This is a genomic window from Ensifer sp. EB106-05-01-XG146 (assembly GCF_058791875.1).
Genome location: NZ_JBYTDX010000001.1, coordinates 2534677 through 2560879 on the forward strand (window position 1 = coordinate 2534677; position 26203 = coordinate 2560879).

Here is a 26203-nt window from a genome sequence, read left to right on the forward strand (position 1 = left end):
TTCCAATGGCTGGCTGCGGTAACCAGGACCCTTTCCTCAAACGTCGAGAACTGCCTGCCAACGCCCATCCGGGCACATTGCAATGCTACCCGTCCGTCAAACGGGTGGAGAGAAAAGGACCTGACGCATGGCCGAAACTGGCACTGTAAAATTCTTCAACACCGACAAGGGCTTTGGTTTCATCAAGCCTGACAACGGTGGTGCAGATATCTTCGTACACATTTCCGCGGTCCAGGCTTCCGGCCTGACCGGTCTGACGGAAAACCAGAAGGTAAGCTTCGACACCGAACCGGATCGCCGCGGCAAAGGCCCGAAGGCGGTCAACCTGCAGATCGCCGGCTAACGCCGTTATCTGCTGACAGATTCCAGTTGAAGCCCGGCATTCTTGCCGGGTTTTTTTGTTCAGGCTCGGTTCAGTTTGGCCGCGTTAACCTTCCTCCATCATGAAGGCCGGGTTGATCCGGTCCATGCGAAGGATTGAAGCCAAATGAACAAGTTCATCAAAGCCGCCGTTCTCTCGATCGCCGCAGCCGCTCTGGTCATCCCGACCTTTGGCGCCGCCGAGGCAGGCGGCAGGCATCACCACAACAATGACGATGCATGGGCAGCTGGTGCAGCAGGTCTCGTTGCCGGCGCTCTGATCGGCGGCGCGATCGCTTCGCAGCCGCGTTACAACGGCGGCTACAACGAGCGCGTCTACATCGATCCGGAACCGGAATACGACTATTACGAGCCGCGTCCGGCCTACCGCCCTCGCCCGGTCTACCAGGCACGCCCTGTCGTCGTCGACAGCTATGGTGGCGGTTACCGCTCGCTCGAGCCCTGGACCCCGTCCTGGTACCGCTACTGCGCGCAGCGTTACCGCTCGTTCAACCCGGATAGCGGCACCTTCCGCGGCTACGACGGTCGCAGCTACTTCTGCACCGCCGGCTAATCAGGTTCGGCGTAAGAATCGAAAAGCCCATGTCTTGATAGAGACATGGGCTTTTTTCGTGAGCGTGTGCGGTGGCTCAGAGCCCGCGCAGATAAGGATTGGTGCGGCGCTCCTCGCCGATCTGGCCGCCCGGGCCATGTCCGCAGATGAAGCCGACGCTATCGCCGAGCGGCAGGATCTTGTCGCGGATCGAATCGAGCAATTGCTGGTGATTGCCGCCGGGCAGGTCGGTGCGGCCGATCGAGCCGTGGAAGAGCACGTCGCCGACATGGGCGAAGTTCTGCGCCCGGTTGAAATAGACGACGTGTCCCGGCGCATGGCCCGGGCAATGCAGGACTTCGAAGATATGGTCGCCGAAGGAGACCGTGTCGCCTTCTTCGAGCCAGCGATCGGGAATGACGTTCTGAACCTTCATCGCCAGACCGAAGCGCTCCGCCTGGCTTTCGAGCCTTTCGAGCAGCGGCAGGTCGTCCTTGTGCGGACCGATGATTTCGAGCCCGAGGGCGTCCTTCAGTTCCTTGGCGCCGCCGGCATGGTCGATATGGCCGTGGGTGATCCAGATCGCCTTCAGCGTGATGCCGTTTTCGCGGATGGTCTGCAGGATGAGATCGACGTCGCCGCCGGGATCGACGATCACGCCTTCCTTGGTCTCGCTGTCGAACAGCACGGTGCAGTTCTGCTCGAAATGGGTAACCGGGATGATGCCCGCCTGTAACATGCGCGTCTGCCTCTCTAGAGCATGTCGCGCAAAAGTTTGGGAGCGGTATTGCGATAACGACATGCGACAAATCCAGAACCTAAAGCGTAGGAAGCGAATCTGGAAGATCGCAACGCGCTCTAGGATCTCGTCATCTTCCTATAGCGGCAATTGGCGGCGGTGACAGCGCCAATCAGCGAAGCGAGGCTATTTGCGGTGCAGACAGCTGCTGGGGTGCCGGCCACTGCACGGTAGTCATCAGCAGCGCCGAAATCGCGATCTCCGCGGCGACGACGATCCGAACGACCGGCTTGAGGCTGCGCGCGGCGACGTTGTTCTGATCCGGCTGAGCATTCTGCATTTTGTCCCTCTCCCGTTGCCTGCTCTCCTGGCGTGTCCTGCCCTCGGCAACGGCTGGAGAATGTCACAGCGTCACATTTCGTGACGTTCCCGGGGGAACATCCGCGCGTTTGCTGGCGTTTGGCCCTCGTCAATATAAGGAGAAACACGATGGTGAAGCTTACCCGCCCCCTGTTGCGAGCCGCTGCGGCCGCGGGTTTGGTGTTGGCGATCGGTACGCCGTCCGCCTTTGCAGCCATGACCGCGACCACGGTGACGGACCTTAACATCCGCACAGGTCCGGGCCCTCAATATCCGACAGTCGGCCTTGCGACCCGCGGTAGCACCGCGGTTATCGACGGCTGCATCGAAGGCAGCAAGTGGTGCCGCATTGACGTCGGCGGCGTGCGCGGCTGGGTCTATTCCCAGTATCTGACGACGGATCTTGGCGGTTCTGCCGTCGTGGTCCAGGAGCGCCGGTCCGACCTGGCCATTCCGGCCGTCACCTACGAAGTGCAGCCCAATGACCCCGTGATCGTCAGCAGCGGCGACGAATTGATCGGCCCGGTCGAACAGATCGACCCGATCGTGCCGCCGGAAAATGTGCGGACCTACGTCACGTCCAACCCCAGCGAGACCGTCTATCTCGATGGTGAAGTCGTCGTCGGTGCCGAACTGCCGCAGACCGTGGCCGTTCAACGCGTTCCCGACTACAGCTACGACTATGTCAGCATCAACGGCCAGCCCGTTCTGGTCGAGCCGGCAACGCGACGCATCGTCTACGTCTATCGCTAGCAATCGAGACCCCCGGCAATCGTTCGGTTGCCGGGGGTTCCCGACGTGCCTGCATTACCCTCCCTCGCTCTCCCGACGGCACGAATCATGCGCGGCAAGGTCATTCCCTCCAGCCGCCCCCGCCGCCGGCTTCGTTTTCCCGCTTTGCCTGTAAGAGGTTGCCTCTGCCTAAAATCGAGCCATTTCAATTGGCTACGAAGCGGGCGCCGCAACGTCATTTCACTCAAATTGACAATAATCCGGAATAGGCTTCAACCTATTGATGCCGGCTCATCGGCTTTTAGTGGCGCGTCCACGACGAGCCACGACACGGAGGGATCAATGGAAGCATTAATGCCTATCATTACCCAATTGATCGCGGGGGCCGCCGGCGGGAACGCGGCCAGCGCAGTGTTGAAGCAGCAGGCATTCGGTGTCGTCGCACGGACCATCGTCGGCGCCATTGGAGGCCTTGGCGGCGGGTTCCTCATTCAGATGCTCGGCGGAGAAGCAGCCGCGACCGGTCTCGCCATGCAAGCCATCGGCGGCCTTGTCGGCGGCGGCGTACTGAGCGGAATCGTCGGGCAATTCTTGGGGAAGACCGCCTAATTCTGCGATCATATCCGTAGCAAGACAAAAGGCGGCCCGGGGGCCGCCTTTTCTGCTTTCGAGAGCATTCCGGATGCCGTTACTCGGCTGCCGCGGCAACCGGATAGACTTCCTTCATGTAGTCGTTCATCAGCGTTTCGCAGATCGTCGCCGGCGTGAAGCGGTAAGGACCGATTTCGGAAACCGGCGTCACTTCGGCGGCCGAGCCGGTGAGGAAGCATTCGCTGAAACCGGACAGTTCCTCCGGCATGATCGCCCGCTCGACCACTTCATAGCCGCGGCGCTTGGCAAGCTCGATCACCGTGCGACGGGTGATGCCGTCGAGGAAGCAATCCGGCACCGGCGTGTGGATGACGCCGTCCTTGACGAAGAAGATGTTGGCACCGGTCGCTTCGGCCACGCGGCCGCGGTAATCCAGCATCATCGCGTCCGCATAGCCCTTGGCCTCGGCCGCATGCTTGGAGATGGTGCAGATCATGTAGAGGCCGGCGGCTTTCGACTTCGAAGGTGCCGTCTGCGGATCCGGGCGGCGATATTCTGCGATATCGAGCCGGATGCCCTTGAGCTTTTCGGCCGGGTTGAAATAGCTGCCCCACTGCCAGATGGCGATGGCGACGTTGATGCGGTTGTTCTGCGCCGAAACGCCCATGCTCTCGCTGCCGCGCCAGGCGATCGGCCGCACATAGGCCTCGGAGAAGCCCTGACGCTTCAGAAGCTCGACGCTGGCTGCGTCCAGTTCTTCCACCGAATAAGGGATCTTGAAGCCGAGGATTTCGGCGGACTGATGCAGGCGCTGGTTGTGCTCGGTCAGCTTGAAGATGCGCCCGCCATAGGCGCGCTCGCCCTCAAAGACCGCGCTGGCATAGTGCAGGCCGTGGGTCAGCACGTGAATCTTGGCATCCTTCCACGCGACGAACTCGCCGTTGAACCAGATCTGTCCGTCCAACTGATCAAAAGGAACCGCTGCCATGGTGTCATCCTCCGGCGCATGCGCGCCATTCTTAGTTGATTATCGCCCTGCTTTCAGTCTATCGGCAAACTGATTGAGGGAAAATTCAATTTCGTGATTTTGGATTTGCGATCGGAACGGCACGGCATATCCTTTCAGATGTTGCCAACGCCAAATGTCTCGCTTACCGAGCATGGACGCTAATGCTATGGTAAAAATATGTCAACAAAGCTGACATATTTTTTCGAATGTTTCGCAAGTTGCAATCAGGCTGAAAGGAAATGACCGCGTGGCCGGCCAATCCAAAGAGAACACCCGGTATCTGAACGATGCCGCCGCCGATGACGATACGATCGATTTCGAGATCATCGAGCTGCTCTTCTTCGCCTATCGCGACTTCACCTCCGACCCGGATGCGATCCTGGAAAAGAGCGGCTTCGGACGGGCGCACCACCGCGTCGTGCACTTTGTCGACCGCGAGCCGGGCATGACAGTCGCCGACCTCCTGGACACGCTGAAGATTACCAAGCAGAGCCTTGCCCGGGTGCTGAAGCAACTGATCGACTCCGGGTATATTCGCCAGGAAACCGGCCCTGAAGACCGGCGCCAGCGGATGCTCTACACGACGGAAGAAGGCCAGGCACTGGCGCGTGCGCTTGCCGAGCCACAGTCCCGCCGCATAGCCGATGCATTGGCAAGAACCGGTCCGGGCGCGCGCGAAACGGTCAAGCGCTTTCTCGCCGGGATGAAGAACAACGCCGCAGACTGACGCCCGCCGTAGCGCGGGTCTGACCTGCAACTTGGGAAGCGTGGAATGACGACAAAAGCGACTGTCTCGGACGATGCGGCTCACCTTCTGGTCGTTGACGACGACCGGCGCATCCGCGATCTGCTCAACCGCTACCTGGTCGAACAGGGTTTTCGCGTGACGACCGCGTCCGATGCGGACGAAGCCCGACGCAAGCTCGTCGGCCTCGACTTCGACCTTCTGATCGTCGACGTGATGATGCCCGGCGAAAGCGGCATTTCGCTCACCCAGAGCCTCAGGCAAATCAAGACCGTGCCGATCCTGATGTTGACGGCGCTGGCGGAATCCAACTCCCGCATCGAGGGTCTCGAGGCCGGCGCCGACGATTATCTGTCGAAGCCCTTCGACCCGCGCGAACTGGTGCTGCGCATCAACAACATCCTGCGCCGCAACCAGCCGGCCCAGGCCCCCAAGGTCGACCAGGTGATCTTCGGTCCCTACACCTTCTCGGTGGTGCGCAAGGAGCTGCGTCGTGGCGCCGATCACATCCGCCTGACGGACCGCGAGCAGGAGATCATGACACTCTTTTCGCAACGTGCCGGCGAAACCATCCCGCGCCACGAGTTGATCGGCGACGATGCCGAAGTCGGCGAGCGCACGATCGACGTGCAGATCAACCGCCTGCGCCGCAAGATCGAGGACGACCCGTCCAACCCCGTCTGGCTGCAGACGGTGCGCGGCATCGGCTACCGGCTGAGCGTGGACTGAAATGGCAGCCTTTCCGATGAGCGCGGCAAACCATGGCAAGCTTTGACGGCATAGAGCACGGCGCATCCGGGGCGAACGACAATGCCTGGAGGCGGTTCACCCGCTGGCTGCGCCGTCGCCTGCCCATGGGGCTTTACGCCCGCTCGCTGCTGATCGTCATCATTCCCATGGTGCTTCTGCAGTCGGTGGTCGCCTTCATCTTCATGGAGCGCCACTGGCAGCTGGTGACGCAGCGCCTGTCGGCCGCCGTCACCGGGGACATTGCCGCGATCGTCGATCTTATCGACACCTTCCCTGCCGACCGCGACATCTCCGAGATCATCCGCATCGCCCGCGATCAGCTCGATCTCAGCATCTCCGTGGACCCGCCCGGCGAACTGCCGCCGCCGCGCCCCAGCCCCTTCTTCGAAATCCTCGACCAGATCCTCGGCGAAGAGATTTCCAACCAGGTCCGCCGCCCCTTCTGGATCGATACGGTCGGCAACTCCAAGCTCGTCGAGATCCGCATCAAGCTCGATGACGGCCGCATCCTGCGCGTCTATGCCCGGCGCAACCAGGCCTACGCTTCCAACACCCACATCTTCCTCGTCTGGATGGTGGCGGCCTCGCTGGTGCTGCTGACGATCGCGGTGCTCTTCCTGCGCGGCCAGATCCGCCCGATCCTGGCCTTGACCAAGGCGGCCGAAAGCTTCGGCAAGGGCCAGAAGATCGACGACTTCGCGCCGCGCGGCGCCGATGAAATCCGCCGCGCCGGCCTCGCCTTCATCCAGATGCGCGAGCGCATCGAACGCCAGATCGAGCAGCGCACCGCGATGCTGACTGGCGTCAGCCACGATCTTCGAACCATCCTCACCCGCTTCAAGCTGCAGCTGGCGCTTGCCGGCAACAACCCCGATCTCGAAGGCCTGAACCAGGACGTCGATGACATGCAGAACATGCTGGAAGGCTATCTGGCCTTCGCCCGCAGCGAAGCGGAGGAGGACGTCGGCCAGCTGAAACTCAGCGACCTGATGACCCGGCTCGCCGCTGAAGCCGAACTGCTCGGCAAGACCCTGACCACATCCATCGAGGGGGAAGACGATATCCGCGTGCGGCCAAACGCCTTCACCCGTCTCGTCGCCAACATCGCCTCGAACGCCTACCGCTACGCCAACACTGTCAAGATCGATGCGCGCCACAGTGCCAAGTGGCTCACCATCACCGTCGACGATGACGGCCCAGGTATTCCCGAACGTTCGCGCGAGGATGTGTTCAAGCCGTTCTTCCGCCTCGACGAAGCCCGCAATCTCGACAGTTCCGGCACCGGCCTCGGGCTGGCGATCGCCCGCGATATCGCCCGCAGCCACGGGGGCAACGTCACGCTTGGCGACAGCCCGCTCGGCGGCCTCAGGGCAACGGTGCGCGTCCCGGCTTGACGTTCCCGCGCGGGCGGGCCACTTCTGGCCACGAATGGGCTAAGGGGAACGGGCCATGGTAGACGCCATCGATTGGGCTGACTGGGAGCGACGGCTGGCCGAACTCTGGGCAACCTTCGACCCGACAGATAGCGACGCCTTTATCGCCCGCATCGATGCCCTTGCCGCCGAACTGCCGGCAGGACATGCCATCGGATTGTTCGAAAGAGCCTCGGCGCAGGATTCGACCGGCCATGAGATGAAGGCGGAGCCGCTCTACCGGCAGGCGCTGGAAAACGGTCTTCAGGGAATTCGCCGCCGACGGGCCACCATCCAGCTCGCCAGCACCCTGCGCAATCTCGGCCGCGCCAAAGAAGGTGTCGCCCTGCTCACCGCCGAGCGGGACAAGCCATCGGACGAACTCGACGATGCGGTCGTCGCCTTCCTGGCGCTCTGCCTCGTCGATACTGGCCAGGCGCAACAGGCGGCCGCGCTCGCGCTCGCCAGCCTGTCACGGCACCTCCCCCGCTACAACCGCTCACTCAAGCGCTACGCCGAGATGCTGTTGCCGGAGAGTTGAGCCCGTCAGCGCTGGTAGATCGACGTCAGGCCGCGTCGTTCGTTGAAACGGTGCCAGGCGTCGATACGGCGCGGATGACGGGCGCGCATGACATCGAGCGGCGCGAGCAGTCGGCCGCCGCGGCCAAGGGCGGCATCGAGGATCTCGATGATGCGGCGATTCGGCCAGGGCTTGCGGGTGATCGTCAAGAGCGCCCGGAAGGCTTCGTCCTCTCGTCCCGCGCCAAGCTGATGCGCAATCAGACCATAGGCAAAGGCCGTCGAGCGGCTGACGCCGGCATGGCAATGCACGAGAATGCGGCTCTCAGCATGCTCGGCCGCCGGGCGCATCGCCTCGAAAACTTCGAGCACCAGATCCGGGAAATGCTGGGTGGCGGTCGGGTTTTCCTGGTCGCGCATGCGCACGACCCGGTGGCTGGCGTCCGCAATCACGGGCACGTTGGCATCCGGCAATTCGGGATCGAGCAGCGACAGCACATGACTTGCGCGCCAGTCGCGCGCGGCATCGGCGGCGCGCCAAAGGCAGGACACCTTGACGCGCTCGGGGATCACTTCGAAAGCAATGTTCATGGGGATCACATCAATTTCTTGCCGTTGGGGACCGGCCGTTCGGTGGCAGCCAGCACGATCGCACCGGCCTCGTCTGCAAAGCCCAGCGTCAGCACTTCAGAGCGCACAGGTCCGATCTGGCGCGGCGGAAAATTGACAACGCCCAGCACCTGCCGCCCGACGAGATCCTCCGGACGATAATGCACCGTGATTTGCGCTGATGACTTTTTTATGCCGATTTCCGGGCCGAAATCGATTTTCAGCTTGATGGCCGGCTTACGCGCTTCCGGAAACGGTTCGGCCTCGACGATGGTGCCCACGCGAATGTCCACGCGCTCGAAATCAGCAAATTCAATAGTTTCAGCCATCGTCATTCCCTATGTGAAATCTCATCCGAGGAGCTGGATTAAAGCATCGGGCGAGATTTCGGAAGCACGGCGGCCTCGGCGGGCTCCCCGCGAAATCTGGCCTCCTCCCATGGGCGACGCGCGAACTGCTCGGCAAGGAAATCGACGAAAACACGCACGCGTGGCGGCAAGAATCGCCGGTGCGGATAGACGACCGTGATCGGCTCTGCCTCGGCATAGTTGCTGCCGGTCAGAAGCGGCACCAGCAATCCCGCCTTGATATCTCCGCCCACGAGCAGTTCGGAAAGGCGCACGATGCCGATGCCTGCGAGCGCAAGCCGTCGGAGCGCTTCGGTGCTGTTGGCTTCGACGGAGCCACGAACACGGATCGCACGCCGGCCGTTGCCATCCTGAAATTCCCAAACGTTGAGACGGCCGCGGGCGGTGATGGCAAGGCAGACATGCCGCTGCAGGTCGTCAGGCGTTTGCGGCGCGCCGTGCCGCTCGAGATAGGCGGGTGCAGCGCAGATGACGCGACGGTTTGGTGCGAGCCGCCGCGTCACCAGCGTGCTGTCGCTTTGTTCCGCCACCCGCAGCGCAACATCCGCCTCACCGTTCATGAGGTCGACGACCGCGTCGCTGAAATCGAGTTCCAGGTCGATCTCCGGAAACCGTTCGATGAAATCAGGCAGCATGGGCACGATCAGACGATGACCGAAGGCGCTGGGCAGGCTCACCCGCAGCCGCCCGCGCGGCACCGCCCCCGGTTGGATCGCAACCTCCGCATCTTCCATGTCGCCGAGGATGCGGCGGCTCGATTCCGCATAGGCGCTGCCTTCGCTCGTCAGGCTGATGCTGCGCGTCGATCGCTGCAGCAGGCGCACGCCAAGGCGCGCCTCCAGCCGGCCAACGATCTTGCTGACCGCCGATGGCGTCATGCGCAACCGCCGCGCCGCCGCCGAGAAATCTCCCTCCTCGACGACAGCGAGAAACACCGCCATGGCTTCCTGTCGATCCATCTATCTATTCCATTTCGTCACAGATAAACGGAATTTAACATGGATTATCGCCGCGAGCGACAGGCTGTAGCTTGGACCGGAACTCAGACAGCGAAGCTTGAGGAGTAACGGAAATGGGCAAGCAGCCGAGCAGCAGTCTGCCGATGAGTTATGAGCTGCATTCCTGGGCTCGGCGTCAACGCAGCATTGCGATCGGCGACCTCTGCCGCCGCGTGATCGGCACAATCTGGAGAAGTCTCGTCAATCGCCAGCCAAGCCGCGATCATGGGGCCTGCGCCGGCGCTTCCCCGGCGCGAAACCCTTAGGCCAGGCGCCATGCCGGCCCAACATGGGGCCAGCCGCATTCAATATTCAGCCTGCGAGTTCTTCCGCGCGCTTGCGCGCCGCAGCGATCGCCTTGTCAAACAGCGGCTGCATGCCGTCGTCGGCCATCAGCACGGACAGTGCCGCAGCCGTCGTGCCGCCGGGCGAGGTCACGTTCTGGCGCAGCCGCGCGGCTTCGTCAGGCGACTGGTGCAAAAGTTCGCCAGCCCCAGCGACGGTTTCCCGCGCGAGCCGCATGGCGAGGTCCGCCTCAAGGCCGGCCTTGCGGCCCGCCTCGGCCATGCATTCGACGAGGTAGAAGACATAGGCCGGACCGCTGCCCGAAACGGCGGTGACGGCATCGATCTCGGCTTCGGTGCGGACCCATTCGACCGGACCGCTGACCTTCAGGAGATCATGAACCCGAGCGCGCTGCTGATCGCTGACGCGGGCATTGGCAAAGGCGCCGGTGACACCGCGGCCGATCATGGCCGGGGTATTCGGCATGGCGCGCACGGTCGCCGCGGCACCAAGATGGGCTTCGATGAAGGAAAGCGTCTTGCCGGCAGCAACCGAAACGATGACGGTATCCGGGCCGACGAGAGATTTCAGCGGCGGCAAGACGGCGTCCATCACCTGCGGCTTGACCGCAAGGAAGATCACACCCGCCTGGACACCCAACGGTACCGAGGTCGCATGCGTCACGCCGTTGTCCGAGATCAGCTGCGCCATGGCCGGCGGCGGGCCGGGATCGACGACGAGAACGTCCGCGCCTTTAACGCCGCTCTTCAGCCAGCCCGAAAGCATGGCGCCGCCCATATTGCCGGCGCCGACGAGCACGATGGGACCGGAAGCGGCGTTCGTCATGATCAGGCTTCTCCAACCGTTTCGAACAGGACGGCATCGACGGCGCGCTGCGCGTCCATGCCGGACCAGACGACGAATTGAAACGCCTGATAATAGGATTCGCAAGCGTCGAGTGCGCTCGAAAGCAGAACTTCGACCTGCTGGTTGGTGGGCTCGGCGCCGCCGGCAAGCAGCAGCGACTGGCGGAAGATCACCACTTCCTCCTGGCGCCACAGATCGAAGTGGCCCATCAAAACCTGCCCATTGATATGGGAGAGCAGACGGATGACTTCGTTGACCCGGCTTTCCGACACCTTGATGTCGAAGGCACAGGCCAGGTGCAGCGCCTCGAATTCCTCCATCCAGGAGAAGGAAACGTGGTAGTCCGCCCACTTGCCTTCGACCGTCATGGCGATTTCGTCTTCGCCGGATCGTTCGAACGACCAGTCGTTATTGGCAGCCACGAACTCGATCATATCGACCGGGTTGGATTGGCGCTCGACTTCCATTTCCAAAAGGCTCATGCATCACCCTGCATAGGTGTGGCACGGGCATGCGTCATCACGCTCACAAGACGCAACGCCGCAAACCCAACACCGATTACAAACACGTATGATTGCTGAACTCACATCCATCCTGGCTGACTTACCCTGCCCGGAGCTTACGTGGTTCGTTTCGAATCATCATTTAAAATCAGTGTATAATGGCGGAGTCAGGCTGCCAGCCCCTCGGCCCAAAAATAGCCGTGAACAATCGCGTCCACGTTGTCATGTGAATGAAGCGGTTGAGCTTAACTGACTCTGCCATAAGGGTTTTTTGGCAGTGTCCACAGGTGGAAAACTTTTCAGGTTTTATTAACCACCCATCATGCCGTTTCAGACCTATGCGGCTGAACCACAGCAAAACGCCCGCAGATGAGGTCCGCGGGCGAAGTAAAAACGCTGAAATGCCGTTATTTCAAGGGAATCGCGTTACTTGCCCGTATCGACGAGACGCGCTTCGAGAGCCTCAATACGGGCCAGAAGCGCATCGTTTTCCTCGCGCGCCTTGATGGCCATTTCCTTGACCATTTCGAACTCTTCGCGCTTGACGACGTCGAGCGAATTCAGCGCCCGCTCCGCCTGCGCCCGGAAGGCCGTTTCAACCTCGCGGCGCACGCCTTGAGCGGCGCCGGCAGCATCGGTCATCAGCTTGGCAAAGTCATCCAGGATGCGGTTGGTGCCTGTGCTCATCGTCGCGATCTCCATATCAGCCATCGCCTCTAAAGGCGCGATGCGGTCCATGGGTTTCAGGTAGGGTCACCGGCCGCGCGATGCAAGAAAAATCACGCGCGCCATCACGGCTCCCTTCACGACCCTGTGTCCGGGGCGCGCATTGCCGCCCTTGACCGAGGTGAAATCGCTCGCCATGGTCCGCCGAAACAACCGGCCCGGCACGAGAACAATAAATTGGAAACATTAGCGACCCGCCTCGCCATCCTCCCCTTCCCCGAAATCGACCCCGTTATCGTCCAGATCGGCCCGCTGGCCATCCACTGGTACGGGCTCGCCTATGTGGCGGGCATTCTGCTCGGCTGGTTCTACGCCCGGCGCCTGGCGATGAACGCCTCGCTCTGGCGGGACGACAAGCCGGCCATCACGCTGCAGCAGCTCGACGACTTCCTGCTGTGGGCCGCCGGCGGCATCGTGCTCGGCGGCCGCATCGGCTACATTCTCTTCTACGATCTCGGCTCAGTGCTCGCCAATCCGATCCGCGCGCTGGAAATCTGGAACGGCGGCATGTCGTTCCACGGCGGCTTCCTCGGCACGACACTCGCCATGATCCTGTTTGCGCGCAAGAACAAGATCGCCATCTGGAGCCTGTTCGACATTGTCGCCGCCGTCGTCCCGATCGGCCTGTTCTTCGGTCGTATCGCCAACTTCATCAACGGCGAACTCTGGGGCCGCCTCTCGTCGATGCCCTGGGCGATCGTATTCCCGACCGGCGGTCCGTTCGCCCGCCACCCGAGCCAGCTCTACGAGGCCGCCCTTGAAGGTATCGTCCTGCTCTCCGTCCTCGCCTGGTTCATCTATCGTCGTCACGCGTTGAAATCCCCGGGGCTCGTCACCGGCATCTTCGTGCTCGGCTATGCCCTGAGCCGCATTTTCGTCGAATTCTTCCGCGAACCGGACGCGCAGATCGGCTATCTTGTCGGTGGCTGGCTGACCATGGGCATGCTTTTGTCGCTGCCAATGGCGCTCGCCGGCATCTGGGCCATTGCCCGGGCGCGGCGCGCAGCCACCTGAGAGCGGATGGGGCAAGGGCGCGCGGCTATTCCGGCCGCCGCCCCGCGAATTGGACGAAGGCATGACGACACCACTTGCGGACAAGATCAAGGCGCTGATCAAGACCCACGGGCCGATCAGCGTCACCGATTATTTCTCGCTTTGCCTGGCGGATCCGGAGCACGGCTACTACCGTGTGCACGAGCCCTTCGGCAAGGAAGGCGACTTCACCACGGCGCCGGAGATCAGCCAGCTCTTCGGCGAGATGATCGGCATCTTCCTCGTCCATGCCTGGCAGCAGCACGGCAAGCCTGAGGGCGCCGTGATTGCTGAAATCGGCCCCGGCCGCGGCACGATGATGGCCGACATGCTGCGCGTCGTGCGCCGCCTGGCACCTGATCTCTATGCTTCCGCCGGCGTGCATCTCGTCGAAACCAGCGAACGGCTGCGTAAGGTGCAGTCGGAAACGCTCGCCGCCCATGGTCACAAGGTCGAATGGCACACGAGCTTCGAGACCCTGCCGGAAGGCTTCCTGCTGCTTGCCGCCAACGAGCTTTTCGACGCCATTCCGATCCGGCAGTTCGTGCGCACGGCGCAAGGCTTCCGCGAGCGCATGGTCGGGCTTGATGCCACGGACGAACTGACCTTTGCCGCCGGCGTTGCCGGCATCGATCCCGAGCTTCTTCCGACGCCGGCGCAGGGTGTTGCCGAAGGCACGATCTTCGAGATTGCTCCCGCCCGCGACGCTGTCATGTCGGCCCTCTGCGAACGGTTGAAGATCAGCGGCGGCACCGCCGTGATCATCGACTATGGCCATATGGCTACCGGCTATGGCGATACGCTGCAGGCCGTGCGCGATCACGAATACGATCCGCCGCTCGCCAGCCCCGGCCGCGCCGATCTCACCAGCCACGTCGATTTCGAGCAACTCGCCCGCCGCGCCAAGACGGACGATGTGCAGATCAACGGTCTTGCCCACCAGGGCGATTTTTTGGTCGGCCTCGGTCTTCTGGAACGCGCCGCGGCCCTTGGCCGCGACAAGGATGCGCTGACGCAGGAAACCATCCGCCAGGACGTCGAGAGGCTTGCCGGCGCAGGCGCCGGAAAGATGGGCGAACTGTTCAAGGTCCTGGCCGTCAGCAGCCCGCCGGTGCCGCTCTCGCCGTTCCGCAAACCGAAGGCTTGAACCTCCACCCGACGGCACCCCTGCCGTTCGGGAATTGACAGCCCTGCCGTCGCGGGTCAACATCGCGCCGGCAAATCAAGAGCCAGTCGCCGGGCCGGAGCGCGCGCCCAAACCCATTGATTTTCCTGATAAAGCAAAGGCGAATATACCAATGCAGCATGACGCCGCGCTCTCTCCTGTGCAAAGCTCGCTTTTCAGCGAGAAGGCCGGACCGGCAATCGCCCATGGCTATTTCACCCGAACAGGCGGCGTTTCCGAAGGGATCTATCGCGGCCTCAATGTCGGGCTTGGCTCCAAGGACGAGCGTACCCATGTCAACGAGAACCGCGCCCGCGTCGCCCGCTGGTTCGGCGCCTCGCCAGAGCGCCTGGCGACCGTGCACCAGGTCCATTCCCCAGACGCCGTGGTGGTCGACGAAAGCTACGACGGCGCCCGCCCCGAGGCCGATGCGCTGGTGACGGCAACGCCGGGCATCGTGCTCGGCGTGCTCTCGGCCGATTGCGGCCCCATCCTCTTTGCCGATGCCGAAGCCAACGTCATCGGTGCCGCGCATGCCGGCTGGAAGGGCGCGCTCGGTGGCGTGCTCGAAAGCACCATCGACACGATGGTTTCGCTCGGCGCGCAGCGCGAGCGCATCGTCGCCTGCCTCGGCCCGTCGATCAGCCGTCGGAACTATGAGGTCGGCTCCGAGTTCGTAGAACGCTTCGTCGCGGCGAACGAAAGCTACGCCACTTTCTTCCGGCCTTCGGAGCGCGACGGCCATGCCATGTTCGACCTGCCAGGGCTGACGATCAAACGGCTGGTCGAAGCGGGCGTTGCCGCCGAGAATCTCGACATCTGCACCTATGCCGACGAGGAGCGTTTCTTCTCCTATCGGCGCACGACCCACAGGCAGGAACCGGACTACGGCCGACAGATTTCCGCCATTTGCATACGAGGGACCTGACATGGCGCTTCACTTTGCCCAGGAAGAATATGCAAGCCGTCTCGAGCGGCTGACGGAGAAGATGCGCGAGGAGAAGCTGGACGCGGTGCTGCTTTTCGCCCAGGAGAGCATGTACTGGCTGACCGGCTACGACACCTTCGGCTACTGCTTCTTCCAGACGCTGGTCGTCAAGAAGGACGGCTCGATGGTGCTTTTGACGCGCTCGGCCGACCTGCGCCAGGCCCGTCATACATCGAACATCGAGCGTATCGAGATCTGGGTCGACCGGGCCAATGCCGACCCGACCATGGATCTCAAGAACCTCTTGAGCGAACTCGACCTGCTCGGCTGCCGCATCGGCATCGAATACGACACCCACGGCATGACCGGCCGCGCCGCGCGGCTGATCGACCGGCAGCTACAGACCTTTGGCGAGCTGATCGACGCCTCGCATCTGGTCGGCCGCCTGCGCCTGATCAAGAGCGAGGCGGAAATCGCCCATGTCGAAAAGGCCGCAAGCCTTGCCGACGACGCGCTCGATGCCGCCCTGCCCCTCATTCGTCCTGGCGGCAACGAGGCCGACATTCTGGCCGCGATGCAGGGAACGATCCTTGCCGGCGGCGGCGACTATCCGGCCAACGAGTTCATCATCGGCTCCGGCGCCGATGCGCTGCTCTGCCGCTACAAGTCCGGACGGCGCCTGCTGGACAGCCAGGACCAGCTTACGCTGGAATGGGCCGGCGTCAGTGCTCACTATCATGCGGCGATGATGCGCACCGTCGTCATCGGCGAGCCGACCAATCGCCATCGCGAACTCTACAGCGCCTGCCGCGAAACCATCCAGGCGATCGAGATGGTGCTTCGCCCCGGCAACACCTTCGGCACCGTCTTCGACGTGCACGCCAGGATCATGGACGAACGCGGCCTTGCCCGCCACCGGCTGAACGCCTGCGGCTATTCGCTCGGCGCCCGCTTCTCCCCCTCCTGGATGGAGCAGCAGATGTTCCACCTCGGCAATCCCCAGGAGATCGAGCCGAACATGTCGCTGTTCGTGCACATGATCATTATGGATTCCGACAGCGGCACCGCCATGACGCTTGGCCAGACCTACCTCACCACGACAGACACGCCGCGCGCGCTGTCGCGTTACGGCCTGGACTTCATTTCTGCTTAGGGAAATCCGCCTAGACTTGCGTTCGTAATGGCAGACGACAGGAGACGTTTCAGGAAACTGCCGCGAAGAAACGGACGGACGGTTTGAACATGCGAAAGCTCACCACGCCCATCGTAGCTCTTGGCCTCGCCATTGCGCTCGCCGCCTGCAACAGCACCGAGATGCTGACGCCACAGGTTGACGTCGGCGGGGGAACCTTCCGCTCGCCGCCAGTGACGCAATCCGACCTCGACGCCATGTCGACGCAGACGGCGATGGCGCCGGTGCAGCGCGAACCCGTCAGCCAGACCACCGCCTATTCGCCTCAGCCGGCTCCGTCGAACACACCGACGGCCTATGCCACCGGCGACGCGACCTATACCGATCCGGCCGGCACCTTCGAGGGACAGGCAAGCCGGCTTGCCGCCGGTTCCGAGCCCGTCCAGAACACGATCGAGAGCCGCCAGGCACCGGTGGAACAGGCGCCAATACAGCACACGCCCGTTCAGCAGGCGGCGGCCGCGGCCGAAGAAATCCAGAGCCAGCCGACCGTCGCCGCCCTGCCGAAGGCAAGTGCTGCCGCGAGCGGCACGATCCGCTTCCTGCCGATCATCGGCGCACCGGTCCAGGCGGTGACACCGCTTTCCAAACAGCTCGGTGCCGACGCTCGCGCCCGCGGCCTGACGATCAAGGGCTCGGCGGACGCCAGCAGCGAGCATATCCTCAAAGGCTATTTCTCGGCGCTGAAGGACGGCGACAAGACGACGGTCGTTTATGTTTGGGACGTGCTCGACGGCAGCGGCAACCGCCTGCACCGCATCCAAGGACAGGATCAGGTTCCCGGCGGCGGCACGGATTTGTGGAGTGGCGTTCCGGACACAACCATGCAGGGAATTGCGACGAAAACCATCGACGCCTATCTCGAATGGCGGCAATCTCAAGCCGGTTGACACAAAGTTTTTAGGATATTGGCCTTCGCGGCGCAGCATTCCCCTTGCATTCAAGTTCAGTCTCGCTAAAAAGCGGCCGATCAGCTCTGAACGGCGGCCATCCGCAAAGAATGACCGCGATTGGAATGGCTCTCGGAATCTGCGCGGAAAACACCGCTGCCGGAAAAGTACCGGACGGTGACCGCGCCAGCTCAAGGCGGTCCGTCAATGAAGGTTTTCGCAGGTAATTCGAACCGGCTCCTGGCCGAAGCGATCTGCAACTATCTCAACCTGCCTCTCGGCAAAGCGACGGTACGCCGTTTCGCCGATCAGGAAATCTTCGTCGAGATCGGCGAAAACGTACGCGGCGAGGATGTCTTCATCATCCAGTCGACCTCGTTTCCCACCAACGATCACCTGATGGAACTGCTCATCATGATCGACGCGGTGCGCCGCTCCTCCGCTCGCCGCATCACTGCCGTGCTTCCCTATTTCGGCTATGCCCGCCAGGACCGCAAACCCGGTCCGCGCACGCCGATCTCAGCCAAGCTGGTCTCCAACCTGATCACCGAAGCCGGCGCCGACCGCGTGCTGACCCTCGATCTTCATGCCGGCCAGATCCAGGGCTTCTTCGACATCCCGACCGACAACCTCTATGCGATCCCGATCCTGGCGCGCGACGTCAAGGAAAACTACGACCTGAAGAACGTCATGGTCGTTTCGCCGGACGTCGGCGGCGTGGTACGCGCCCGTGCGCTTGCCAAGCGTCTCGACTGTCTGCTGGCGATCGTCGACAAGCGCCGCGACCGTCCGGGTGAATCCGAAGTCATGAACGTCATCGGCGACGTGAAGGGCAAGGACTGCCTGCTGATCGACGACATCGTCGATTCCGGCGGCACGCTCTGCAACGCGGCCGAGGCGCTTTTAAAGAACGGCGCGACCAGCGTCACCGCCTACATCACCCACGGCGTTCTCTCCGGCGGCGCGGTTGCCCGCGTTACCTCGTCGATGCTGAAGGAACTGGTCATCACCGACTCGATCCAGCCGACGACCGCCGTCCAGTCAGCCCACAACATCCGCGTCATCTCGACCGCGGGCCTGCTCGGCGAAGCCATCAGCCGCACGAGCCAGGAAGAGTCGGTATCGAGCCTCTTCGACTGAGGTCGTCCGGAACGCCCGAATTTCCAAATCGCCGGCGCCATACGCGCCGGCGTTTTTCGTTGCGGGACGCGGTTACTCCCCGAACGCCTGGGCCAGCGGCTGGTCGACGAGATTGTCGATGAACCAGTTGGGATAGACAGGCGCCGGCACGGTCTCGGCATCGAGCGCCGAGATCTCCGGCGCCGTCAGAGCGAGATCGGCGGCGCCAAGATTGTCCTTCAACTGGTGGGGCTTGGAAGCGCCGAGCAGCACACTGGTCACCGCCCTCTTCGAAAGCAGCCAGGCGATCGCCACCTGGGCGACACTCGCCCGATGTTCGCCGGCGATGCCGCGCATGCGCTCCACCAGCTTGAAGCCCTGCTCCTTGTCGAAGGGCAGGATGTCGAAGCCGGAATAGCGGTTGTCCGGATCGCCGAGATTGTCGCGGGTGTACTTGCCCGAAAGGAAACCCGAGGCGAGTGGGCTCCACACCGTCAGCCCCAGCCCATAGCGCTGCATCATCGGAATGACGTCACGCTCGACGTCGCGGCCGAGCAGCGAATAGTGCATCTGGCCATGGGTGAAAGGTGCCAGTCCGTTGGCCTTCTGGATTTCGAGGGCCGCTGCCACCTTCCAGGCCGACCAGTTGGAAAAGCCGATATAGCGTACCTTGCCGGAGCGCACGACCGCGTCGAGCGCTGCGAGCGTTTCCTCAAGCGGCGTATGCGGGTCTTCCTTGTGGACGATATAGGCGTCGATCCAGTCGGTTGCGAGCCGCTTCAGGCTCTGGTCGACCGACCAGAGAATGTGACGGCGCGACAGACCGGCCTGGTTGAGCGACGTGCCGGTGCGGAAACCGACTTTGGTGGCGATCACCACCTCGTCGCGACGTGATTTGAGCGCCGCACCCAGGATCCGCTCCGACTGGCCGGAGGCATAGGCGTCGGCGGTGTCGAAGAAATTGATGCCGGCATCGAGCGCCTGCCCGACAAGGGCGTCGGCAGCCTCGGCATCGGTCTTGTAGACCGCGCCGAGGCTGCGGTCGCCGGCAGTAAACGTCATCGCCCCGAAGGCGAGGCGCGAAACCACCAGACCGGTATTTCCAAGCGTCGTATATTGCATGTCGATCTCCATCCTCTGAAAGACAGGTTGCCGTTGGACAGATCATGCCGAAGTGGATTGCGGTGAAAAACCACCGCCTTCTTGATGGGCTTGGAAGAGTTGCTTCATAATCGCCGGATGGCGAACGACCCTTTCAACGGACTGAGAGAGTTTCTGGCGGTGGCAGAAGCAAAGAGCTTCACCGCAGCAGCGGCGGCGCTCGGCGTCACGCCCAATGCCGTCAGCCAGACGATCAGGGCGCTCGAAGCCCGCCTCGGCCTCCAGCTTTTCGTGCGCACCACCCGGCGCGTTGCTCTGACCGAGGCGGGCCTCGCCTTCCTGAAGCGCGTACGTCCCGCCGCCACCGAGATCGCCGACGCCTATGAGTTGCTCGGCGATTTTCGCGACCGGCCGATGGGCAATCTCCGGCTGACCGTGCCGCGCATGGCCATCCCACTTGTGCTGACGCCCCTCCTGCCGCGGTTTCGCCAGGCCTATCCAGACGTTTCCGTCGAAGTCTCCATCGACGATGCGGCCGTCGACATCACCGAACATGGCTTCGATGCCGGTATGCGCATCGGCGAAGCGGTCGAGCGCGACATGATTGCCGTCCGGCTGACGCCTGACATCACGTGGGCCGTGGTCGGTTCGCCCTCCTATTTTGTCAAGCACGGGCGGCCGTCGACACCCGAGGACGTGACGCGCCACGAAGCCGTCCGCTATCGTTATCCGGGATCCGGCACGATCTACCGCTGGGAGTTCGAGCGCGAGGGGCGCGACGTCTCGGTCGATGCTCCGGGCGCCCTCACCGTCAATGATTTTCAGATGCTCATGGAGATGGCGGAGGCCGGCACCGGGCTTGCCTATCTGCCGGATCTTTCGGTGCGCGACGCCGTTGCGAGCGGCCGCCTCGAACGGGTGCTCGAAGCCTATCTGCCGACGTCGCCAGGTCTGTTCATCTATTTCCCCGCCAAGGCCCAGACACAGCCAAAACTGCGGGCCTTTCTGGACCTGGCGGCAAAAGTCATGCGGGAGCGGACATAGTTCCGCAGCTCACCGTCCACGGAAAACCACGGCACAGGCCTCGCCGCCGCCAAAGAGCCGGGAGCGCGTCAGGAAACGTCTCTCCCGTCCGTTGTCGAGCGAAAACATGCCGCCCCTGCCCGGCACCACGTCGATGATCAGTTGCGTGTGTTTCCACACTTCGAACTGGCTGGCGCTGATATAGACAGGCACGCCGCCGATCTCGCCGAGCTTCACGTCATTGTCGCCGACGATGTAGTCATCGGCCGGATAACACATGGGCGACGAGCCGTCGCAGCAGCCACCGGACTGGTGAAACAGGATATCGGGGTGATCCCGCCGGATTTCGGCGATGAAGCCGAGCGCCGCATCGGTTGCAAGCACGCGGGGTTCGCCGATTCCGCTGGATCCTATGAGTTCAGTGGACATTCGCGAGCCTCACTGTTCGAGAGCATTCTGCAAAAAGCCGGCTGAGGCGCGGGTGGAGAGCACGCCTCAGCCGTTGATCGAGCGAGAGGTAAAGGAGGAGAACACCCTCCCTCCCGCTCCTGTCGCCTTCCCCAGGCGGCGGGGAAGGCAGATCCAATCAGAAGAAGCCGAGCGCCTTGGAGCTGTAGCTCACCAGCATGTTCTTGGTCTGCTGGTAGTGATCGAGCATCATCTTGTGCGTCTCGCGGCCGATGCCGGACTGCTTGTAGCCGCCGAAGGCCGCATGCGCCGGATAGGCGTGATAGCAATTGGTCCACACACGCCCGGCCTGGATCTCGCGGCCGAAGCGGTAGCAGCGGTTGGCATCGCGGCTCCACACACCGGCTCCGAGGCCATAGAGCGTGTCGTTGGCGATCTCCAGCGCTTCGGCCTCGGTCTTGAAGGTGGTGACCGAAACGACAGGCCCGAAGATCTCCTCCTGGAACACGCGCATCTTGTTGTGCCCGCGGAAAACGGTCGGCTTGACGTAGAAGCCTTCCGACAGCTCGCCTTCGAGCACATTGCGGCCGCCGCCGGTCAGCACCTCGGCGCCTTCCTGTTTGCCGATATCGATGTAGGAGAGGATCTTTTCGAGCTGTTCGCTCGACGCCTGCGCGCCGATCATCGTGGCGCTGTCGAGCGGATTGCCCTGGCGGATCGCCTCGACGCGTTTTACCGCCCGTTCGATGAAGCGGTCATAGATGCTCTCCTGCACCAGTGCGCGGCTCGGGCAGGTGCAAACCTCACCCTGGTTCAGCGCGAACATGGCAAAGCCTTCGAGCGCCTTGTCGAAGTAGTCGTCGTCTTCGGCGAGCACATCGGCGAAGAAGATGTTCGGCGACTTGCCGCCGAGCTCCAGCGTCACCGGAATAAGGTTCTGGCTGGCATATTGCATGATCAGCCGCCCGGTCGTCGTCTCGCCGGTAAAGGCGATCTTGGCGATGCGCGGGCTGGTGGCGAGCGGCTTGCCGGCTTCGAGACCGAAACCATTGACGATGTTGAGCACGCCGGCCGGAAGGAGATCGCCGATCAGCTCCGCCCAGACGAGGATCGACGCCGGTGTCTGCTCCGCCGGTTTCAGCACGACGCAGTTGCCGGCCGCAAGTGCCGGCGCCAGCTTCCAGGCGGCCATCAGGATCGGGAAGTTCCAGGGGATGATCTGACCGACGACGCCGAGCGGCTCGTGGAAGTGATAGGCGACCGTGTCATGGTCAATCTCGCCGATCGAACCTTCCTGGGCACGGATGCAGGCGGCGAAATAGCGGAAATGGTCGATGGCCAGCGGAATGTCGGCGGCCATGGTCTCGCGGATCGGCTTGCCGTTGTCGAAGGTCTCGGCCCGTGCCAGCAGTTCGAGATTGTCCTCCATCCGGCCGGCGATCTTCATCAGGATGTTGGAACGCTCGGCGGCCGAGGTGCGGCCCCATTTCTCGCGGACGGCATGGGCAGCATCGAGCGCCAACTCGATATCGGCGGCATCCGAGCGCGCCACCTGGCAAAGCACACCGCCGGTCACCGGCGTCGTATTGTCGAAGTAGCGGCCGGCCACCGGCTCGCGCCATTCCCCGCCGATGAAGTTGCCGTATTTCTGTTTGAACGGGCTTTCGACGATCTTCTGATGCAGCATGCTCATTCCTCCCTGAGACCCAGCAATGGAGCTGTGAGGAGGAGCGTGGAGCGGTTCGGTTGTCTTCGATAGTGAGGCGTGATCGCCCGCGACGCGATCTGTTTCAGAATTGAGACAGCCAGGCGCCAGCTACTGTGCTGCAACGCAGCAAACGGGAACGGACACGATCGGAAGCTGCACCTCATCCCCCTGCCGGGACCTTCTCCCCGCGAGCGGGGAGAAGGGGCAAGCGGCAGCCCCCACGTCCCAATCAACGTAGTCACCCAAGCACGAAGACCGCCGTAAGGCACGTCCCCTCTCCCCGTATGCGGGGAGAGGGCTATGGTGAGGAGCAGATCGAGAATGTTGTGCGGTCAGTTGACCTGAAGCCGCTTCATCTTGCGGTAAAGCGTGGCGCGGCTGATGCCGAGCAGATCGGCCGCCATGGAGACATTGCCGTTGGCGCGCGAGAGCACCCGTCGAAGCGCAGCACGCTCCGCATCGGGAAGCTCGCCGGCATCACCCGACGTATCTTCCCGCAGAAGGTCAGAGGCCGGAACTCCGGCGGCAATGCGTTTGTCGTCGAGATCGAGCCATTGCCGGGCTGCACGCGTTGCGCCTAGCACGAGGTCGTCGCGGTCGACGGCGAGAAGCGCCGGCCCGGCGCGATCGACCGGGACCAGCACGATGCGCGCGCTGGCAAAGGCGCGACGGAAAAGGCCTGCCTCGATGCGCGCAGCCGCGTCGCGCACCGCCTGCGACAAGAGCGACATGGTCATTTCGGAGGCGTCCGAGCGGCAGGTGGAGATATCGATGGCCGCGGCCAACCGGCCGAGATGGTCGCGGATCGGCGCCGTGGTGCAACTGAGGCCGATATTGCTGCTGAGGAAATGCTGGTCGCGCTGGATGACGACGGCGCGCTCGTCGGCGATCGCGGTGCCGATGCCGTTGGTGCCGACGCTTGCCTCGCTCCAGACCGTACCCGACCAGAGCCCGACATCGCGAAAATCGGCATCGTCGCCGACGGCGCCGCGGCGTTCCAGCGCCACGCCCTTGTCGTCAGTCAAAAGCAGGCAGCAGCCGGCCCGGCCGACGGTGGCGAACAGCCGGTCGAGTTCACCGCCCGCTTCCAGGATCAGCTCGGCCGACCTCTGCCGGGCAAGCTCGAACTCCGCGCCGGACAGTCTGAGCGGCTGACGCCCCTCCTCGGGTGCCAGCCCATGCAGCGTCATGCACCGGCGCCACGACGCGGCGATCGGCGAACTGGCAGCCGCCGACGGCTGGTGCGCAACCTTGTAGACATAGTCTGAATGTTCCCTGACGGCAGCCATCGGCTTCCTCCCTGAAAGCGTCGTCCGGCGAAATGTCGACACGGCCGATCTCCCAAGCAGGCCGCATCCACGGGGGCCACTATAGCCGTCGTTTTCCGCGAAGGTCCAGCCAGACGAAGGTTCGAGAGCCGGCGCCTGTCAACGAGTTTGATCGGTGGATCACGCCGCCGATATCGACAGAGCGCCCGAATGTGCTACGCGAAAGGATCAAATTGCCGCGACTCAACCTCACAACAGCCGGTTGCCGCCATGCTTCGTGACTTTTCGCTCCAGAGCCTGTTCATGGGCCTGCTGATCGCCTTCGTCGGCTTCGCCAGTTCCTTTGCCGTCGTGCTGCACGGGCTCATCGGCGTCGGCGCCAGCGAAGCGCAGGCAGCCTCCGGGCTGATGGCGCTGTCGATCTCCATGGGCCTTTGCGCCATCGTCATCAGCGCCGTGACGCGGCTGCCGGTCAGCATTGCCTGGTCGACGCCGGGCGCCGCCTTGCTTGCGAGCGCGGGCATCGTCGAAGGTGGCTTTAATGCCGCTGTCGGCGCCTTTCTCGTCTGCGGCCTGCTCGTCGTCGTCGCCGGCCTCTGGAAACCGCTCGGCCGCCTGGTCTCCTCCATCCCGGCGCCGCTCGCCAATGCGATGCTGGCCGGCGTGCTGCTCAGCCTCTGCTTTGCCCCTGTCAAGGCGATCGCCTTCAATCCGCTTTTCGGCCTGCCGATTCTCATCGCCTGGGCACTCGTCGGCAGCATCAACAAGCTCTATGCAGTGCCCGCCGCGCTGATCGCCTTCGTGCTGGTCATCACCTTCGGCGTCGAAATCCCGGCCGGCGCCTTTTCCGCCCTCTCCTCGGCGCTGGTACCGACCGTGGAATTCGTGATGCCGCAGTTCAACGTCGCGGCCATGATCAGCATCGCCCTGCCGCTCTTCATCGTCACCATGGCCTCGCAGAACATTCCCGGCATCGCCGTGCTGAAGGTCAACGACTATCACCCGGAGCCGGGACCGCTGTTTGCGACGACCGGCGTCTTTTCGATGTTGAGCGCCCCCTTCGGCGGCCATGCGGTCAATCTGGCTGCAATCACGGCCGCCATGTGCGCCGGCGGCGATTCCCATCCGGATCGCAACCGGCGCTACTGGTCGGCGATCAATGCCGGTGCCTTCTACATCCTCTTCGGCCTGCTTGCCGGCGTCGTCACCACCTTCGTCAGCCTTGCGCCGTCGATCCTGATCGAGGCTGTGGCGGGCCTTGCCCTCGTCGGTGCCTTCGCCGGCTCCGCCATGGCCGCCTTTACGGACCCGAAGACCCGTGAGGCGGCCGCAATCACCTTCCTCGTGACCGCGTCCGGCGTCAGCTTCGGCGGCGTTTCTGGCGCCTTCTGGGGGCTGATTGCCGGCGGTGCCATGCTGGCGCTCGCACGTTTCACCGGTAAAAAGAGCTGAAACCGCGGCAAAGCTTGCATTTGCGGGGGATCTCGTCTATGGAGCGCCCGTCCGCGTAGACACCCTTGGAGGCAACGCGGATGAAGTCCTTGCGGCTTCAGTTCTTCCGCATGGCGGTCGAACTCTCCAGCATTAGACACAGAAAGGTCTATCCATGAGCCACGCATCCTACGAGCTCAAGGCCGAGACGCGCGAACGGGTTGGTAAGGGGTCCTCCCGTGAACTTCGTCGCAACGGTCTTATCCCGGCTGTCATCTACGGTGACAAGCAGGCCCCCCTTTCCATCGCGCTCTCCACCAAGGAAGTGACGATGAAGATCCACGCCGGCGGTTTCATGACCACCGTTGCAACCATCGACGTCAACGGCGAAAAGATCCGCGTCCTGCCGAAGGACTACCAGCTGGATCCGGTCCGTGACTTCACGATGCATGTCGACTTCCTGCGCGTCTCCAAGGACAGCCAGGTTACCGTTGCAGTTCCGGTTCACTTCGAAAACGAAGAGAAGTCCCCGGGCCTCAAGGCTGGCGGCGTTCTCAACATCGTTCGTCACGACGTCGAACTCAACGTTTCGGCTAACGACATTCCGGAATTCCTGACCGTTGACCTCTCCGGTCTCAAGGTCGGCGACGCCATTCACATCTCCAACATCAAGCTGCCGAAGGGCGCGACCCCGGTTATCACCGACCGCGACTTCACCATTGCAACGATCGTTGCTCCGGCCGGTGGCGTGAAGGAAGAAGCCGAAGGCGAAGCAGAAGCCTGATTGGCCTCTGGGCGACCGGCGAAAGCCG

The 26203-nt window shown here is 63.0% G+C and carries 30 protein-coding genes; 17 read left to right on the forward strand and 13 right to left on the reverse strand.

The genetic code is table 11. The annotated features are described in order from the left end of the window. Positions 1–127: 127 nt before the first annotated feature. Positions 128–343, forward strand: a complete 216-nt coding sequence (locus tag AC3WVQ_RS12635) for a cold-shock protein (protein WP_034788690.1) — start codon at positions 128–130, stop codon at positions 341–343. A 144-nt stretch (positions 344–487) separates the two neighbouring features. After that, positions 488–934: a BA14K family protein gene (locus tag AC3WVQ_RS12640; RefSeq protein WP_110819302.1), complete on the forward strand. Its 447-nt coding sequence runs from the start codon at positions 488–490 to the stop codon at positions 932–934. A 76-nt stretch (positions 935–1010) separates the two neighbouring features. Here AC3WVQ_RS12640 and AC3WVQ_RS12645 read toward each other — a convergent pair whose 3' ends face one another. Beyond that, entirely contained in the window at positions 1011–1652 is a 642-nt protein-coding gene (locus tag AC3WVQ_RS12645) for an MBL fold metallo-hydrolase (RefSeq protein ID WP_110819303.1), read from the reverse strand. Positions 1653–1824: 172 nt separating this feature from the next. Then, entirely contained in the window at positions 1825–1992 is a 168-nt protein-coding gene (locus tag AC3WVQ_RS12650; protein WP_089044992.1) for a hypothetical protein, read from the reverse strand. A 149-nt stretch (positions 1993–2141) separates the two neighbouring features. Here AC3WVQ_RS12650 and AC3WVQ_RS12655 point away from each other — a divergent pair, with 149 nt between their 5' ends. Both AC3WVQ_RS12655 and AC3WVQ_RS12660 read left to right on the forward strand, forming a co-directional pair. Then, entirely contained in the window at positions 2142–2765 is a 624-nt protein-coding gene (locus AC3WVQ_RS12655) for a DUF1236 domain-containing protein (RefSeq protein WP_110819304.1), read from the forward strand. 321 nt (positions 2766–3086) lie between these two features. Further along, a complete protein-coding gene (locus tag AC3WVQ_RS12660; RefSeq protein WP_034788698.1) occupies positions 3087–3353 on the forward strand; it encodes a hypothetical protein in 267 nt (88 codons plus the stop codon). A 79-nt stretch (positions 3354–3432) separates the two neighbouring features. Here AC3WVQ_RS12660 and AC3WVQ_RS12665 read toward each other — a convergent pair whose 3' ends face one another. Further along, the gene (locus AC3WVQ_RS12665) at positions 3433–4323 is read right to left on the reverse strand and encodes a branched-chain amino acid aminotransferase (protein ID WP_034788707.1); all 891 of its coding nucleotides are present in this window, start codon (positions 4321–4323) and stop codon (positions 3433–3435) included. A 268-nt stretch (positions 4324–4591) separates the two neighbouring features. On the opposite strand from AC3WVQ_RS12665, the gene AC3WVQ_RS12670 reads away from it, so the two are divergent. Genes AC3WVQ_RS12670 through AC3WVQ_RS12685 form a run of 4 tightly spaced genes read left to right on the forward strand, consistent with a single transcriptional unit; the run spans position 4592 to position 7792 of the window. Next, the gene (locus AC3WVQ_RS12670) at positions 4592–5071 is read left to right on the forward strand and encodes a MarR family winged helix-turn-helix transcriptional regulator (RefSeq protein ID WP_034788710.1); all 480 of its coding nucleotides are present in this window, start codon (positions 4592–4594) and stop codon (positions 5069–5071) included. Positions 5072–5116: 45 nt separating this feature from the next. Continuing rightward, positions 5117–5818 carry a response regulator gene (locus AC3WVQ_RS12675; RefSeq protein ID WP_043618070.1) on the forward strand — a complete coding sequence of 234 codons (702 nt, stop codon included), beginning with the start codon at positions 5117–5119 and terminating at the stop codon, positions 5816–5818. 32 nt (positions 5819–5850) lie between these two features. After that, positions 5851–7233, forward strand: a complete 1383-nt coding sequence (locus AC3WVQ_RS12680) for an ATP-binding protein (RefSeq protein ID WP_034788716.1) — start codon at positions 5851–5853, stop codon at positions 7231–7233. A 55-nt stretch (positions 7234–7288) separates the two neighbouring features. After that, a complete protein-coding gene (locus AC3WVQ_RS12685) occupies positions 7289–7792 on the forward strand; it encodes a tetratricopeptide repeat protein (RefSeq protein ID WP_090298494.1) in 504 nt (167 codons plus the stop codon). A gap of 5 nt (positions 7793–7797) precedes the next feature. Here the strand turns inward: AC3WVQ_RS12685 and AC3WVQ_RS12690 are convergent, their stop codons facing one another. The 6 genes from AC3WVQ_RS12690 to AC3WVQ_RS12715 form a co-directional block, all read right to left on the reverse strand. After that, on the reverse strand, positions 7798–8361 hold the full coding sequence (locus AC3WVQ_RS12690) for a protein-tyrosine phosphatase family protein (protein ID WP_090298491.1): 564 nt from the start codon (positions 8359–8361) through the stop codon (positions 7798–7800). A gap of 5 nt (positions 8362–8366) precedes the next feature. Next, entirely contained in the window at positions 8367–8708 is a 342-nt protein-coding gene (locus AC3WVQ_RS12695) for a tRNA-binding protein (protein WP_034789031.1), read from the reverse strand. Between the two features lie 38 nt (positions 8709–8746). Further along, positions 8747–9706 (reverse strand): LysR family transcriptional regulator, encoded by a 960-nt coding sequence (locus AC3WVQ_RS12700; protein ID WP_060606766.1) that lies wholly within the window; start codon positions 9704–9706, stop codon positions 8747–8749. A 351-nt stretch (positions 9707–10057) separates the two neighbouring features. Continuing rightward, positions 10058–10876, reverse strand: coding sequence for a pyrroline-5-carboxylate reductase (gene proC, locus AC3WVQ_RS12705; RefSeq protein WP_090298482.1), 819 nt, complete (start codon positions 10874–10876; stop codon positions 10058–10060). Positions 10877–10878: 2 nt separating this feature from the next. Next, the gene (locus AC3WVQ_RS12710; protein ID WP_034788736.1) at positions 10879–11379 is read right to left on the reverse strand and encodes a type III secretion system chaperone family protein; all 501 of its coding nucleotides are present in this window, start codon (positions 11377–11379) and stop codon (positions 10879–10881) included. A 447-nt stretch (positions 11380–11826) separates the two neighbouring features. Beyond that, entirely contained in the window at positions 11827–12087 is a 261-nt protein-coding gene (locus AC3WVQ_RS12715) for an accessory factor UbiK family protein (RefSeq protein WP_034789034.1), read from the reverse strand. A gap of 216 nt (positions 12088–12303) precedes the next feature. Between AC3WVQ_RS12715 and lgt the strand changes: the two genes are divergently transcribed. The 6 genes from lgt to AC3WVQ_RS12745 all read left to right on the forward strand — a co-directional run bounded on the left by lgt (position 12304) and on the right by AC3WVQ_RS12745 (position 18473). Continuing rightward, positions 12304–13140: a prolipoprotein diacylglyceryl transferase gene (lgt, locus tag AC3WVQ_RS12720; protein WP_034788738.1), complete on the forward strand. Its 837-nt coding sequence runs from the start codon at positions 12304–12306 to the stop codon at positions 13138–13140. A 61-nt stretch (positions 13141–13201) separates the two neighbouring features. Further along, positions 13202–14305 carry a class I SAM-dependent methyltransferase gene (locus tag AC3WVQ_RS12725; protein ID WP_034789036.1) on the forward strand — a complete coding sequence of 368 codons (1104 nt, stop codon included), beginning with the start codon at positions 13202–13204 and terminating at the stop codon, positions 14303–14305. 151 nt (positions 14306–14456) lie between these two features. Continuing rightward, positions 14457–15251 (forward strand): peptidoglycan editing factor PgeF, encoded by a 795-nt coding sequence (pgeF, locus tag AC3WVQ_RS12730; protein ID WP_034788741.1) that lies wholly within the window; start codon positions 14457–14459, stop codon positions 15249–15251. A 1-nt stretch (position 15252) separates the two neighbouring features. Further along, the gene (locus AC3WVQ_RS12735) at positions 15253–16404 is read left to right on the forward strand and encodes a M24 family metallopeptidase (RefSeq protein ID WP_034788744.1); all 1152 of its coding nucleotides are present in this window, start codon (positions 15253–15255) and stop codon (positions 16402–16404) included. A gap of 89 nt (positions 16405–16493) precedes the next feature. Then, entirely contained in the window at positions 16494–17333 is an 840-nt protein-coding gene (locus AC3WVQ_RS12740) for a hypothetical protein (RefSeq protein ID WP_060518713.1), read from the forward strand. 207 nt (positions 17334–17540) lie between these two features. Next, entirely contained in the window at positions 17541–18473 is a 933-nt protein-coding gene (locus AC3WVQ_RS12745) for a ribose-phosphate pyrophosphokinase (protein WP_034788749.1), read from the forward strand. 72 nt (positions 18474–18545) lie between these two features. Here the strand turns inward: AC3WVQ_RS12745 and AC3WVQ_RS12750 are convergent, their stop codons facing one another. After that, positions 18546–19574: an aldo/keto reductase gene (locus AC3WVQ_RS12750; RefSeq protein WP_090298554.1), complete on the reverse strand. Its 1029-nt coding sequence runs from the start codon at positions 19572–19574 to the stop codon at positions 18546–18548. A gap of 117 nt (positions 19575–19691) precedes the next feature. Here AC3WVQ_RS12750 and AC3WVQ_RS12755 point away from each other — a divergent pair, with 117 nt between their 5' ends. Beyond that, a complete protein-coding gene (locus AC3WVQ_RS12755) occupies positions 19692–20597 on the forward strand; it encodes a LysR family transcriptional regulator (protein ID WP_090298476.1) in 906 nt (301 codons plus the stop codon). 9 nt (positions 20598–20606) lie between these two features. Here the strand turns inward: AC3WVQ_RS12755 and AC3WVQ_RS12760 are convergent, their stop codons facing one another. From AC3WVQ_RS12760 to AC3WVQ_RS12770, 3 genes are all read right to left on the reverse strand, one after another. Next, on the reverse strand, positions 20607–21005 hold the full coding sequence (locus AC3WVQ_RS12760) for a DUF779 domain-containing protein (protein ID WP_060581759.1): 399 nt from the start codon (positions 21003–21005) through the stop codon (positions 20607–20609). Between the two features lie 157 nt (positions 21006–21162). Next, on the reverse strand, positions 21163–22671 hold the full coding sequence (adh, locus tag AC3WVQ_RS12765) for an aldehyde dehydrogenase (RefSeq protein ID WP_492382791.1): 1509 nt from the start codon (positions 22669–22671) through the stop codon (positions 21163–21165). Between the two features lie 353 nt (positions 22672–23024). After that, entirely contained in the window at positions 23025–23981 is a 957-nt protein-coding gene (locus AC3WVQ_RS12770; RefSeq protein WP_060606738.1) for a helix-turn-helix domain-containing protein, read from the reverse strand. A gap of 249 nt (positions 23982–24230) precedes the next feature. Here AC3WVQ_RS12770 and AC3WVQ_RS12775 point away from each other — a divergent pair, with 249 nt between their 5' ends. Together AC3WVQ_RS12775 and AC3WVQ_RS12780 are read left to right on the forward strand one after the other, a co-directional pair. Next, entirely contained in the window at positions 24231–25412 is a 1182-nt protein-coding gene (locus AC3WVQ_RS12775) for a benzoate/H(+) symporter BenE family transporter (protein ID WP_060606735.1), read from the forward strand. 154 nt (positions 25413–25566) lie between these two features. Next, positions 25567–26175 (forward strand): 50S ribosomal protein L25/general stress protein Ctc, encoded by a 609-nt coding sequence (locus tag AC3WVQ_RS12780; protein WP_034788765.1) that lies wholly within the window; start codon positions 25567–25569, stop codon positions 26173–26175. Positions 26176–26203: the final 28 nt, after the last annotated feature.